The organism is Bradyrhizobium erythrophlei, from assembly GCF_042430365.1.
Classification (GTDB): Bacteria; Pseudomonadota; Alphaproteobacteria; order Rhizobiales; family Xanthobacteraceae; genus Bradyrhizobium; species Bradyrhizobium erythrophlei.
In genome coordinates this window covers 96967-110503 of sequence record NZ_JBHMET010000185.1, presented here as the reverse complement: position 1 = coordinate 110503, position 13537 = coordinate 96967, and the positions used below count along the sequence as shown (strand labels likewise).

Sequence of the window (13537 nt, the reverse complement as noted above, 5' to 3'; positions counted from 1 at the left end):
CTCGTTGCAACATCGAGGGTGAGTCGCCTCATTTTGTGGAGGGGACATACAGTCTAGCGGCCATTGCACAGCGTGGAAGTTCTATTTTTTCAAGTATCCCACTACTTCGGCGCACCGCGGAGCGAGGCCGGATGACCTGGCAATTTCAGTTTCTTTCCGGTGTCGATGAGTTGCGTCCCGTTTATCCTCATGATCGACATGTCGCTATCCAGGAAGTTTCCGATATAGGCGTAGCTGCCGTCCGGCGAAAAGGCGACGCCCTCGGCAAGCCCACCGACCTCGATCTCGTCGCTTACTTTCGTCACCTTCTTGTCATCGATCTTCAGCACCACGGCCGCGCCTCCTTTGCGTGAGAAGAACGCTTTCTTATCGGAGTTGCCTCCGACAAGAATTGCAAGCGCCAGGTCGCCCTTTGGGCTAATGGCAAAACCTTCCGGCGCATCGCCCACGACGATGTGGTCGATGACGCGCGGCGGGTTTTGCTCAAGGTCGATGACGCTCACCGTATCGACATTGCCATCGGCGTAGCCGGCTCCCCCGTTGTTGGCGACGAGCGCGACCTTGCCGTTCGGTGCGATATCGACGTTATACGGGAAAACACCGGTAGGCATATCGTACTTCTCGTAGAGGACCTTTTGACCGTCGATCTTCAAGAACGCGACCTTGTTGACGACTGGCTTAACAGCCAGCCCCTTGGTGCCGTCGGCGGAGATTGCGACATGCGCGACGCTATCGCCCATCGCAATCGTGTCTGTGACCTTCACCTCCTTGCCGGAGATGCTGAGGACGCTGATCGAATTGTCGGCGCGATTCGTGACGAGCGCGAGGTCACCTTTCTTGCTAATATCAAGCCCTGATGGCTGCCTACCGACCTTGACGGTGCCGATGTGCGTAGGCGGGCTCGCCTTCAGGTCGAAGATGTAGACTTTGTCGTCGGGCACCGGCTTCCAGCTTTCGCCATCCTTTATCTGGGTCACCGAGTTCGCGACCAGCGCAATCTCGCCGCTTGGATGCACGGCAAGATTGGTAGGCGGCCCAAAGATGCTGTTCTCGAGTGCAATGCTTGTCAGGATCTTCGGGTTCTCGCGGTCGCCGATGTCGATGAAGGAGATCGTGTCCTTGCCGGGCGGCAGGTAGACGGCCTTGCCGGCGTCGTCCCACAAGACCTTCTCGTCGTTGCCCGACACGAGAATCTGTGCGCCACCGGTCATCGGCAGCGTAAGCAAGGCTGCACCGACGAGCACAGCGATACCTAAATGCCTCTGCTTCATGATTCCCTCCTTCCTTGCGGGCGTCGACCTGCGTTGTGTCCCTAGCGAGTCTGATTAGCGCCCGAAGCCGACAGCTCGGCATCAGGATGCGCGCTTTGCGCTGTACCGGCAAGCCACATTGGAATGGCGGCGGAGGAGCATCGTCTTAGTCATCAACGGTATGGGTTATCTGGTGTCTCGTCAGAGGTGATCGCGTGCGAAATCGCGATCCTTGACGTCCGGCAGGAGCGCTGTGGTGACAATGCTGACGATCGCGCAGCCGAAGATGTAGAGCGCGATGACATAGCCCGAACCGGTGGCGGCCAAGAGCGCTGTCGCGATCATCGGCGCCGGCCCGCCGGCGACCACCGCGGCCAGTTGAAAGCCGATCGAGGCGCCGCTGTAGCGCAGGCGCGGCGTGAATACTTCGGCAGTCAGCGCCGCCAGCGGCCCCCACATCAGGTCGTGGAAAAAGAATGCGACGATGGTCGCCAGGATCACCAGTCCGGGCACAGCGCTGTTGAGCATCGCGTAATAGACAAACGCGAAGAGCCCCGTGGCGGCCGCGCCGAAAACATACACCCGCTTGCGGCCGAGCCGGTCAGACAGATAGCCGGATAACGGGATCGTGAAGAACGATATGAACGAGCCGATCAGCAGCGCCATCAGAATGAAGTCGCGAGACAGGTGAACGACCTGTGTGCCGTAGGGGAAGATGAAGGCGATGTAGACGAAGATCGGCGCCATCTGGCCCATGCGCACGAGGGCGGTGAGGGCGATCTCCCTCGGCTGGCGTTTGAAAACCTCGAAGACGGGCGCGCGCGCCACCCGCTCCTCGGCGATCACCCGCTGGAAGATCGGCGTCTCGAGGACGCCGAGACGGATCCACAAGCCGATCGCGAACATGACAATGCTCAGCCAGAACGGGACGCGCCAGCCCCAGCTTAGGAATTCTTCTCCCGACATCTGGCTGAACGCCAGGATCGCCAGGGTCGCCAGGAAGAACCCGGCCGGCCCGCCGAATTGCGGCCAGGCTGCGATGAGCCCGCGATTCCGGTTGGTGCGCGCCCACTCCATCGACAACAGGACCGAGCCGCCCCATTCACCGCCGACGCCGATGCCCTGAATAAACCGCAGGACGACCAGCAAGACCGCGCCCCAGACGCCGATCTGCTCATAGGTCGGGACGCAGCCGACCAGGAACGTCGACAAGCCAGTCAGCAATAGCGTCGCGATCAGCGCCGCCTTGCGGCCGATGCGATCGCCGTAATGGCCGAAGATCGCCGCGCCGATCGGTCGGGCGACAAAGCCGACCGCGAAAGTGGCGAACGCCTGCAGCGTCCCGGTGAGCGGCTCGGACAACGGAAAATACAGTTTCGCGAAGATGATCGCGGCCATCTGGCCATACAGCAGGAAATCGTACCATTCGATCGTCGTGCCGACCGTGCTGGCGATGACCGCCCGGCGCAGCTGGGTGCGGTGCTCGAGGTCGGACACCGGTACGGCGGTGATTTCGGGAGCGGTCATTGACAATCCTCCCGTGCGGGCATCGGCCGGCCGAGGCCGGTAGCCCGTTGTCGTTGCCGGCCGACGATAGCATTGGCCGCAGGCCAATGCACTCGGCTACCATCCCGCCCTCGCTGCTCGCCCTCGCTGACGAGTTGATCGAGTAGGACCGACTTCAGCGCGCGCACTTCGCTGCACTTGCTCAGGTCTCAAACTGGCACGACCCGGAAGATTCGGTGCGCTTCCCTGATGTCAGGTGTCGGGGCGACCGGAAAAACATCTTCTCAATCTGAGCCTTATGGGTCGATTCGGACCTTGGCTCTGGTCAGTGCTGTCTCGCCGTCGCGATGGCTACGGTGTAATTTAATATGACGACTGCTCGGCGAGGGGAGAGCCGGAGTATTTGCCTCGATTGTTCTGCTTTTTGGAAGCAGTGCTCGTAACGCGGGATGGTTGGGGTCCAGATTCCCGTCGGCGGATTGAGTCCTATCCGAGGCAGCGAGCCCCATGCACCCTGGTCGGCAGTTGGAGTTTCTAAAGCGCGTCCAAATCCTGGCTGGTTTATCGCAGGTATCTTTGGAGGAGCTCGCCAAGACGTGCAGTTGGCATACCTACAAACGCGGTGAAGAAATACTCGGGTATCGCGATCCTTCGAACAATGTGTTCTTTCTTGTCTCCGGCAGGGTCCGCGCAATGATCCACTCGGCACGCGGGAAAGTTGTCATCCTTAGGGACCTTAGGACGGGCGACATTTTTGGTGAAATTGCTGCCATCGACCGGAGTCCACGATCAGCATCTGTCGAGGCACTGGAGGCGGCCACCGTCGCGACCCTGACCTTTAGCCAGTTTGAAAACCTGCTGCTCAAGGAGCCGCGCGTCGCGCTGGCAACGCTGCGCCACATCGCGGGCGAACTGAGAAGATTGTCGCAACGCGTGCTCGAGTTCAGCACACTTGTTGTGCAAAACCGAATTCAGGCGGAATTGCTCCGTCTGGCGGCTGACGCTGATAGAGAGGGAGCGCAACCGTTGTTGTCGCCGGCCCCATCGCTTTCCGACATCGCCAACCGTGTTAGCACTCATAGAGAAGCAGTTTCTCGCGAGGTGAGCCGTCTCACTTCGATCGGTCTGTTGCGTCGCGAGGGACGCAACCTGCGGGTCACCGACATCGGCCGTCTAGAGAAGCTCGTGCGCGACATCAAGGGCGAGTAGCCCACCCCTGGCTTCCTGGTGCGACGTGGCATGCGATGCCGGCGATCGGCCGATCCCCGCCGCTCAGATTCTTTTCATACGTTGGCAAAACTCAACGCCCGGTGCGGTTCCTGGGTGTAGCTTCGCCTCACTACGGCGACGACCATCATGTCTCATGAAGGGGCCCACATCACGCGCCGGCGAATTGGATCAAGTCATTTTGGAAGTCGTGGTGCGAATATTCTGTTTTGCGGAGGAGAATTGCCATGAAGAAAATGTTCTTGGTGGCCGCTGTTGCGGCAATGACGGTAGTTGGCTCCGGGGCAGGGGCTGCAGAGCTGCCAAGCTTTGAATTGAAAGGCGTTCCGATCACGCGACATCAGGTCGCGGTGATGGGAGCGCAAGATGTTCAGGAGCAGTCGGCGACCCCAACGCTGACGTACGGCGGGATGCCGGCGTCTCCGCACCAGATCGCCGTCCTGACGCCGCGGCCCAGTATGACGGCGAAGGCAACGGCCGTGAGGCCAACCACTGTTGGTCTCGCGGCTGAATATAGATAGTCTCGCGGCTGATCGGGGGAGGGCTGGGGGTGCTGACAGCATTGGTGCTCATTTGCTCGGCCGCGGTCGCGGCCGATGCCCATGACTGCACGCGCAACAACGCGAACACGGTGATGCGCGTGCCGGCGGAGTTCGGCAATCCCGCGACGTGCTTCATGCATGCGCAGGCCTATCTGGCGGGGAGCTCGATCGGACGGGACCTCGATGCCAACGAGCGGGTCAGGATTATCTGCGTGCCGCGCGAAAGCCTCATCGCCGCCACGCCGGGTCAATGAGCGAGCAGTCTCTCTGGCCGCGAGGTCATGCGCGTCGCATCGGCCTGGATTCAACTTCAGCCCCGCCGCCTCGATTGGTCGGAGCTGAGTTTATGATCCGGTGCGCAAGCAGAGGTCTATGCCGCTCCTTGAAATCGCGGTGCCAGCTCGAAGCGATGATTATTGTCTTTTCTCGAGTGATCGCAAGAAAAGAAGCAGTTTCGCTCTGGTGTCGGCCGATGCCAGTCCCCCATACGGCCTCATGCCATTGCCGGGCACTGTCTCATCCGGGTTCGCGATGAAGCGATCGAGCATTGCCTCGTCCCAAATAAAACCCGCGCCCTTCATGGCGCTGGAATAGCCGTAGTTTGGTACCGCGCCGGCTTTCCTTCCGACGATGTTGTGCAGGTTAGGCCCGAGTCGATTGTCGCCCTCTCTGGTCGTGTGACAGGTTCGGCAGGCACTGTTGAACACCTGTTCTCCCAATTCGACATCTGCGCGTCGGTTGATCGACTCCTGAGATGTGGCAGAGGACGATAGAACGATGGACATAATGCCGATTAACGCCGCAAGCCAACGAGGTCGAGCCTCGCGCTTCACTTTTGCAACCGGCGGCCCATCCGTCGCTACTTCGCTGAGCGACACAATCAATTTACACCGCCTCCCTCAATTGCCGTCTGCTGGCAGGCTTGACTCCCGCTCGGGTGAACGACGATTGGGCGTAGAGTCCGGATCTTTCTCTTGCTTGCGGATCTCCTACGCAATTTACGTCCTTCAATGCGAGAGCCAAGCGGACTAGTGTGGTACTTGGAGCCGAACAGTCGTTGTCGGCTCCTGGCCCTTCGCGGACCTGTCGATAGGCGGCCCTGATGTCTGGTTCTGAGGTCGATGCGAACCTCGCGCGCTTGCGTGCGCGCGGTGGAATCTCAAGTACTCGCTTAGTCAGCCAAAGGCTGAGTTCTTCCGTAACGTCGGATAGGCGAACGAAGTGGCTGGCCTCGCCATCAACCAGAAATATCGAACGCGCCCCTTTATTGGCCGGTCACTCTGACCTGGGCAATCAGCCTTGGCAACCCTCGCAGATTGCTGCCTGTCGTGAGCGAGTGATTATCGGGCAGCCGCGGATTTGGTTTTGCTTTCGCTCTCCAACTTGGCGACCCGGCGCTCGAGGGAATCGATGCGGCTTTGGAGAGTGCTCACCTTTTGATCGAATTCCTGCTTGAGCTTTTCGACAACCGCGGTCGCAAGGACTTCGCGGTCCACATTGGCTAGAGGCGCAAAACGCGAAGCGCGCATCTACCGCAGGCAAGGTCGTTTGCAGGAGCTAGAATGTCGTAGGGGCTCCCGCCGACCTCCGTTCGGTGGAACGCGGGTCGCTTCCCTGCAATCGGCCACCCTAATTTGTTCCGTTGATAAGCTCGATGCGGTGCAGAGCGGCGGTCCGGATGGATTCCGTGAGGCTTTTCGGGAAGCCTTTAGGCAAAGCTTTGACGACCTTTTCGAAGTTCATTTCAAAGGACGCTGCCAGATCCTCAAAGATCGTGCGCACGACGGGAATCCCGACACCCGACATCTCGGCCGTCTGAATGAAATGGCGCGGCAGGATCTCATTCACCGTGTAGTGGCGGCTCTTGCCGATTGACAGGGCGAGCTTGAACGCCTTGGGCTGAATTTTCTTTGCGTCCAGACTGGGTTGCGCGCTCAGCACATCATAAAGGGGCGTGAGGCGGAAACGTCCGCCGGGATTCAGGAAGACACTGAAGTTCTTGGCATGAGCATCCGTGGCGCCGATCAGCCAAAACACGACACCCGCGCGCATGAAGACCGCGATATCCTCCGCGGGTGCATCGCTGCCTTTAAGCAGCTCCAGAATCTCCTTCATGCCGGGACCGCCGTCGGATTGATATTTTCGTGTCGGCGGGATGGACAACGCCTGGCAGAAATCCTCTTGTGGCAGGCGGAGCAACCGCTTGTCTTGGGTCCAGCGGCGGTCAAAACGTTCAACGACAAGCGTACGGCGTCCGCCGAAGTCGGCAATTTTGGCATTGGCGGCAGGTACACCAAGAGCCGCGATCAGCTTGAGACAGAAATACTCGTTCTCGACACTGTTTGAGAGATCGACGCCGTTGGGCAGGCGTCCGATTTGCGGCTTCAGAATGTGGGTTGTGGCCGTTGTACCGGACGGTTTGTACCATTTGCCGTCACGGCGCAGCAGAGCCGTCTTTTCCTGAGCGCCGGCGAGCGAGATACGAAAATCGTCGTCCTCGCCGACGCCGAGCGGCGCTGCGGCGAGGTTTTGGATGATATTGGTAATGTCCTCGTCGCTGACGCGTTTGCCGTCTGTCTTTCCCGCCGGCCCCGGGTCGACGCCTTCTGGCAAGAATTGGAGCGCGCCGACGCAGTCGTGGCCGAGGGCCGAGAGCATGCTGTAGGCATCGCTACCGTTTGTCCCAACGCGCTCGGCGAGGAGCCTGCGTATCGGCTCGCTGTCCGGCAACAGATTGTCAAAGACATTGACCACCGGGGCGCCAATGTAGCGGTCCTCACGAAGCGGTAGTGACAGCGAAATCGGGAATGTCGATTGCCAGGCAAGCCAGGTTGGATCGTATCTGAAATCGATAGCCCCGCTGGACTCGCGGTTTAGCACCCCTGCGTGGCGTCCGTTCACGAATACGTTCAATGGCGCGTTGGCTCTCGGACGGGCCATCAGAAGATATCCTCAATCTCGGCTGCGCTGGCCTTGCTCCGTGGGCGGACCACTAGCTCGAGATCAAGCGCGGCCAGTGCTTCCATGACCGTGCGAAGCTGGATGGCCGGGGCTCCACCTTCCAGCCGTGACACAGTCGCCTGCCGCAGATGGATGTTCTTCCCGAGGTCGGATTGCGTCAGTCCGGCCTTTTTTCGAGCTCGGCGCAGGATGGCACCGAGCTGTTTCTCCGTTCGTGCAATCTGTTGGGTCATGGCCCACCTCCGCGACAGAATATACGCGCTCAAGTATAAATAGTCAATATTCGCGATCGCGTATAAACTGTAAATATACTCAATCGAGTATAATGAGTATATACGCGACCGCGGATTTGCGCGCCAGATTGCAATGTCGGTTGCTAGCCTATGGCGGACCCGCCCGACCTTGGTCCATGTCGTCTTTGAACGGGGGAGCTTCGCTATCCTGCCCTGTAAAGGAATGGCCGATATCATAGCGCCTTCACCGCAGGCGTGCGTTCGCGCCAATCCCTTCGACTTGGGCGCGGGAGGAGGGGGTGATGGTTCGCGCGCAGCGCGGCTGAGCTTCGATCGGATTTTGCAAGGCGCGTTCGCCGCGGCTGCGACAAAAATGTCACCCTCCGGACCTCACCCGCTCGCTGACCGGCCGCCGAGCCAAAAATCCGCAAGCAAGCCGTAATCGCACCGGCTAAAGTTCTTTTCAGTCAATGGGAAGTCGTCCACGCAAATCGGAGCGGGAGGTCCATGCGAGTCGGAGCGGGAGCAACCGGGACGGGAGTAAAACGGGGCGCACATCCGATTTTGGTCATGCTTCGAGGTGTGATAGTGACGTTGCCCCTCGGCGGCTGCCTGCTCTCGGGCGACAAACCAGAGCCGGGGCTGTACATTCCTCAGGCTTATAGCGCCGGACCGAAGAATCCGAAGGCAGCTGAAGCTGCCTTGCCGTCGCTCGACTGGTGGCGCTCGTTTCGTTCGCGTGAGCTGACCGAGATCATCGAGGAAACACTCAAGGTCAATCTCGACATCGCCGCCGCGGTCGCGCGCATCGTTCAGGCCGACGCCAATGCGCGGATTGGCGGCGCGGCGCTGTTACCGACCGCGAATCTCAACGCGAGCGCCAGCCATTCGCGCTCCTCGCAAAGCTGCGCCGGCTGCGGCGGCGGCGCCTCGGAGCAAAACAATTTCTCGGTTTTTCTTACCGCCACGTATGAAATCGACTTCTGGGGCAAGAACCGCGCGGCGCTGCTCGCCTTGGAGGAGACCGCTGTCGCCAGCCGTTTCGACCGCGAGGTGGTGGCGCTGTCGACGGTGGTGGCGACGGCTAATTTCTACTTCCAGGTGCTGGCGGCGCAGGACCGGCTGCGCGTCGCGCACAACAACTATGAGAGCGCACAACGCGTGCTCAACGTGATCCAGCAGCGTGCCGAAGCGGGCACGGCCTCCCCGCTGGAAATTGCACAGCAGAAAAGCCTGGTCGCAACCCAGCGCGCCACCATCCCGCCGCTCGAACGGACGCTCGCGCAATTTCGCAATGGACTTGCTATCCTGATGGCGCGCACGCCCGAGCAAGTGCGCATTCGCGGCGGCGCGCTCAATTCCATCGCCGTGCCGCGCGTAACGCCCGGCTTGCCATCCGAATTGCTGACGCAACGGCCCGACATCCGCGAGGCGGAAGCCCAACTCGCGGCCGCCAATGCCAATGTCGCAAATGCGCGCGCGCAGCTTCTGCCTAGCATCGCTTTAGCCGGTGCAGGCGGCTATCAGAGCGCGCTGCTCACGACGCTGCTGCGGCCGGAGTCTGCTTTCTACACGCTCGCCGCCGGGCTCGTGCAACCGATTTTCGAGGGCGGCAGGCTGTTAGGCAACGTCGATCTACAAAGGGGCAAACAGGACGAGTTATTGCAGACCTATCGCAAGGCGGTGATCTCTGCCTTCTCCGATGTGGACACCGCCTTGACTGGCATCCGTAAGGCAGCGGAGCTGGAGCAGCTACAACGTGACGTGGTCACGGAATCGCGCCGCGCCTTCGACATATCCGAGACGCGCTTGCGCGAAGGCACCATCGATCTCCTGTCGGTGCTGCAGACGCAGCAAACGCTCTACACCGCAGAAGATCAACTGGTGCAGGCACGGCTCACGCGTTTTCAGGCGGTTGTCAGTTTGTATCAGGCGCTGGGCGGGGGCTGGTCGCCAAAACCCGCGGAAGCCATGAATGCACGGTGAACTTCCCAAACATACCCTGCTCAAATCCACCCGAACCCAGCATTACGTAGCTCTCGACTCACAGGCGCCAAGGCCAACATTGGTCGAGCAGCATCAGCGTCGTCAGCCCTCCTTGCCTCAGGGCGAGGATCCACTGCAGTGTAATCCTTTCACGTCATCGCAACCGCCGCCGCCATATTTCCTCCTCCGCGAATCTGGAAGCGCAACCGAACCACGCCGATAAGCCGTGGCAGTCTCCCACGAGCCAGGATCCAACACTTCTGGTATGAGACGTTCACGCTTCCGCAGACAATCGGCACAACCGCAATCATCCCAAGACATGAGCGCGTGGTTTTACCGTGGGACAAGGTGCCTATGTCGGGCGATCAAAGCCGCCACAGCTCGATGGACGCAGGTTTCTTCAGTGGATCGAGCATGCCCTTGACGTCCATGACGAGACCGCGACCGTTTTTGAGCAGTCTGGTAACCAGCGGCCAGCCCGACACCCGGTAACAGTCGTGAGCCACCGCGATCACGACTGCATCGGCAGGGAGGGGGTCGCTTTGCAACACGAGCCCGTATTCCTCCACAACCACCGCAGGATCGGCAATCGGGTCTTGAACCTGCACGCTTATCCCAAACGATTGAAACTCTCGAACAATATCAATGGCGCGGGAATTGCGTATGTCGACAACGTTTTCTTTGAACGTCAGTCCCAACAGTGTCACTCGCTCCGCCTGCAAACCGGCTCGCAAGAGACAGCGTAGACACTCGCGGGCAACCCACACCCCAATAGAGTCATTGATGCGCCGACCCGCAAGAATCACGTCGGGGTGGTACCCAGCTTTTTCGGCCCGATAGGTCAGGTAATACGGATCGATCCCTATGCAGTGCCCGCCGACCAGGCCAGGCATGAAATTGAGGAAGTTCCATTTCGTGTTGGCTGCTGCCAGCACATCCATCGTGTCGATGCCAAGTTCGTGAAAGATGGCCGACAGCTCGTTCATGAATGCGATGTTGAGATCGCGCTGCGTATTCTCGATCACCTTGGCTGCTTCCGCGACCTTGATCGATGGTGCCCGGTGCAGTCCCGCGGCGACTACCGAGCCGTAGACCGCGGCGATGATGTCGAGCGTCCGCGCATCCTGGCCAGACACGATTTTTGTGATCGTCTCGAAGCGATGGCCCTTGTCACCAGGATTGATCCTTTCGGGCGAATAGCCGACCGTGAAATCACGTCCTGCCGAGAGACCCGAAGCCTGCTCGAGTACCGGCACGCAATCCTCCTCGGTCGCACCGGGATAGACGGTGGATTCGTAGACGACGATATCGCCTTTCTTCAGGGCCTGACCCACCATCTTCGAGGCGCCCAGCAAGGCGGTCAGGTCTGGTCGCCGCGCCTGATCAATCGGCGTCGGCACTGTCACGATGAAGAAGTCCGCGTGAGAAAGCTCCTCGGGATTCGAGGTGAAGCATAGACGCGGATGACGGAGATCGTGGGGATCGACCTCGCGCGTACGATCGCAGCCGGCTTTGAGTTCAGATATGCGTCGGGCATCGACATCGAAGCCGATGACCGGCGCGCCCTGCCGGCCGAAAGCGACGGCGACAGGCAGTCCGACATAGCCAAGACCGATGACAGCAAGTTTTCGCCTGTGTCGCACAACCGACCTCCTGTCTCTGCCTTATTGAGTACAAGAGCTATTGCGATGAGCTGGTAGAGGCCACATGAAGCATAACGAAAATGCGGCCGAGCTTGCTCATCGCATTCCCAACACCCATTCGACCGTCGCCGATCTCGGACACGGCCGCCCGGCTATTCCGTCCGCAGCGCTACCATAGGATCCAGCCGTGAGGCTCGGAAAGCCGGCAGCGAGCCGAAAGCGACACCGACGAGCCCCGTGACAAAACTTGCAAGCAGAACCACGCTCGGACTGATCAGGACAGGCCATCCGCCGTAGCGCGCAATAATCGCCGCTGTTATGCCTCCGACGATCGTCCCAGCGATCGCGCCAAGTACAGCCAGAGCCACGGCTTCGATCAGAAACTGATTGCGAATGTCACGCCTTCGTGCGCCTACCGCCATCCGCAAGCCGATTTCGCGCGTGCGTTCGGTCACCGAAACGAGCATTGTATTCATGATGCTGATCCCCCCGACGGCGAGCGAGATCGAAGCAATAGCCGCAAGAAGCCAGCTGAAGCTCTTGGCAGTCGCCTCCTGAACCGCAAGCGCCTCCGCCGGGTCGAATATGCCGAAATCGTTTTTCATTCCCGGTGCAATGCCGCGCCTGGCCCTGAGAGCGTCTTCGACGGCTTGCTTCACCTGCCGCGGTGAGGCAGACGTGCCATATTTCATGACCAGGTAGTCAAGAGCCTGATAGTTCACCTGATGTGGATAGCTGAGGGGCCGCACTGGCTTCTTCTCGTTGTTCAAATCGCTGGTCAATTTCAGCTGGTTCTCGTCGGGATCGATCTCCTGCTGAGCGCCCAGCACCCGGCTTCTCGCCGCCCGCAATGGAATAATTATGATGTCGTCCATGGGCTTTCCTGATCCGCTCTCACCTTTCCTTTCGAGAACGCCGATTACCGTGAATGGGACGTCGTTGATACGCATGGTCGCACCCATGCGCGGCTCGCCATCGAATAATTTGTCAGCGATCACTTGTCCAATGATCGCAATCTTCGCTCCGGACCCGATCTCTTCGCGATTGAACAACCGACCGGAGATCAGCGACCAATCGCGCGCGACCAGGTAATCCCCATCGTTGCCCCAGACCGTGGTGCCCCAATGCCGATTACCGGCAATCGACTGGACCTTGCCCCAGATGATTGGCGCCGAGACCTCAACCCCCGGTACATCGCGCAACATGGCCGCCGCCTCATCTTCAGTGAGAGCGTGCCGCGCCCCAGCAACGTAGGAGTAGGGCTCGATGAATAACAGGTTGGTCCCCAATTTGTCGATTTTTTTGCTGATCTGCGACCTTGCGCCTTCTCCGACGGCGACCATGCACACGAGAGCCGCAACGCCCAGCACAATTCCCAGCGTGGTGAGCGCACTTCGCATCCGATTGACTCGGAGCGATTGAATCGCAAGGCGGATGGTCTCGAGAAGATTCATCGATTTACGAACCGGCGATGGTGTGCGGAGAGCTTCTGGCTGTTGACAGCTCCGTCATCAGTTATGACACGGCCGTCAAGAAGTGTAATTCGCCGGCTCACGCGCTTGGCCACTTCGGGAGCGTGGGTGACTATCACAATCGTCCTGCCATCCCGGTTGAGGTCTTCGAATAATGAGAGGACGGAGTCGGCGGTCTTGCTGTCCAAAGCGCCGGTCGGTTCGTCTGCCAAAATCAAAAGCGGATCATTGACCAGCGCGCGGGCAATCGCGACGCGTTGCTGCTCTCCGCCCGAGAGTTGTTGAGGCCTGTGCTCCATGCGACCCGAGAGCCCAACTCGTTCGAGCGCGTTGCGAGCGCGTCGTTGTCGTTCGGATGATCCGAGGCCCGCATAGATCAATGGCAATTCCACATTTTCAATCGCACTGCTGCGGGAGAGCAGCGAGGCCATCTGGAACACAAAACCGATTTCTCGATTCCTGATGAAGGCGCGTTCATCTTCACTGAGATTCGCAACCTCGCGGCCTTTAAGATAGTAGCGCCCGTCGTCTGGGCGATCTAGGAGGCCCAGTATGCTCATGAGTGTTGATTTGCCAGATCCGGACCGGCCGACGACGCCCAGCAACTCGCCCGCCGCGATGCTGAACGAAACATTCGCGAGCGCCTGGATGGTTGCGCCGCCGATGTCGTAACGCTTGCCCAGGCCCTCTGCGAAAACCAGAGGATCGTTCATGCGA

General features: G+C 59.8%; 12 protein-coding genes. 4 read left to right on the top strand and 8 right to left on the bottom strand.

Annotated elements, in window-relative coordinates; translation table 11 throughout:
- Positions 1-101 precede the first annotated feature (101 nt).
- On the bottom strand, positions 102-1271 hold the full coding sequence (locus ACFFWD_RS26380; protein ID WP_376970093.1) for a YncE family protein: 1170 nt from the start codon (positions 1269-1271) through the stop codon (positions 102-104).
- 180 nt (positions 1272-1451) lie between these two features.
- The gene (locus tag ACFFWD_RS26375) at positions 1452-2777 is read right to left on the bottom strand and encodes an MFS transporter (RefSeq protein WP_376970091.1); all 1326 of its coding nucleotides are present in this window, start codon (positions 2775-2777) and stop codon (positions 1452-1454) included.
- Positions 2778-3281: 504 nt separating this feature from the next.
- On the opposite strand from ACFFWD_RS26375, the gene ACFFWD_RS26370 reads away from it, so the two are divergent.
- The 3 genes from ACFFWD_RS26370 to ACFFWD_RS26360 all read left to right on the top strand — a co-directional run bounded on the left by ACFFWD_RS26370 (position 3282) and on the right by ACFFWD_RS26360 (position 4779).
- Complete coding sequence (locus tag ACFFWD_RS26370) at positions 3282-3965, top strand: Crp/Fnr family transcriptional regulator (protein ID WP_376970089.1); 684 nt, start codon at positions 3282-3284, stop codon at positions 3963-3965.
- A gap of 245 nt (positions 3966-4210) precedes the next feature.
- On the top strand, positions 4211-4504 hold the full coding sequence (locus ACFFWD_RS26365) for a hypothetical protein (protein ID WP_376970087.1): 294 nt from the start codon (positions 4211-4213) through the stop codon (positions 4502-4504).
- A 29-nt stretch (positions 4505-4533) separates the two neighbouring features.
- Positions 4534-4779, top strand: a complete 246-nt coding sequence (locus ACFFWD_RS26360; RefSeq protein WP_376970085.1) for a hypothetical protein — start codon at positions 4534-4536, stop codon at positions 4777-4779.
- Between the two features lie 159 nt (positions 4780-4938).
- Here ACFFWD_RS26360 and ACFFWD_RS26355 read toward each other — a convergent pair whose 3' ends face one another.
- The 3 genes from ACFFWD_RS26355 to ACFFWD_RS26345 all read right to left on the bottom strand — a co-directional run bounded on the left by ACFFWD_RS26355 (position 4939) and on the right by ACFFWD_RS26345 (position 7719).
- The gene (locus ACFFWD_RS26355) at positions 4939-5403 is read right to left on the bottom strand and encodes a c-type cytochrome (RefSeq protein ID WP_376970105.1); all 465 of its coding nucleotides are present in this window, start codon (positions 5401-5403) and stop codon (positions 4939-4941) included.
- Positions 5404-6154: 751 nt separating this feature from the next.
- The gene (locus tag ACFFWD_RS26350; RefSeq protein ID WP_376970083.1) at positions 6155-7465 is read right to left on the bottom strand and encodes a type II toxin-antitoxin system HipA family toxin; all 1311 of its coding nucleotides are present in this window, start codon (positions 7463-7465) and stop codon (positions 6155-6157) included.
- Positions 7465-7719 (bottom strand): helix-turn-helix domain-containing protein, encoded by a 255-nt coding sequence (locus ACFFWD_RS26345; protein ID WP_376970081.1) that lies wholly within the window; start codon positions 7717-7719, stop codon positions 7465-7467. The genes ACFFWD_RS26350 and ACFFWD_RS26345 overlap by 1 nt, the downstream gene beginning before the upstream one ends.
- Positions 7720-8307: 588 nt before the next feature.
- Between ACFFWD_RS26345 and ACFFWD_RS26340 the strand changes: the two genes are divergently transcribed.
- Positions 8308-9705, top strand: a complete 1398-nt coding sequence (locus tag ACFFWD_RS26340) for an efflux transporter outer membrane subunit (protein WP_376970079.1) — start codon at positions 8308-8310, stop codon at positions 9703-9705.
- Between the two features lie 365 nt (positions 9706-10070).
- Here the strand turns inward: ACFFWD_RS26340 and ACFFWD_RS26335 are convergent, their stop codons facing one another.
- The 3 genes from ACFFWD_RS26335 to ACFFWD_RS26325 all read right to left on the bottom strand — a co-directional run bounded on the left by ACFFWD_RS26335 (position 10071) and on the right by ACFFWD_RS26325 (position 13533).
- The gene (locus tag ACFFWD_RS26335) at positions 10071-11348 is read right to left on the bottom strand and encodes a nucleotide sugar dehydrogenase (protein ID WP_376970077.1); all 1278 of its coding nucleotides are present in this window, start codon (positions 11346-11348) and stop codon (positions 10071-10073) included.
- 152 nt (positions 11349-11500) lie between these two features.
- Positions 11501-12802 carry an ABC transporter permease gene (locus ACFFWD_RS26330; protein ID WP_376970075.1) on the bottom strand — a complete coding sequence of 434 codons (1302 nt, stop codon included), beginning with the start codon at positions 12800-12802 and terminating at the stop codon, positions 11501-11503.
- Positions 12799-13533: an ABC transporter ATP-binding protein gene (locus ACFFWD_RS26325; protein WP_376970073.1), complete on the bottom strand. Its 735-nt coding sequence runs from the start codon at positions 13531-13533 to the stop codon at positions 12799-12801. Before ACFFWD_RS26325 ends, ACFFWD_RS26330 begins: the two co-directional genes overlap by 4 nt.
- Positions 13534-13537 lie beyond the last annotated feature (4 nt).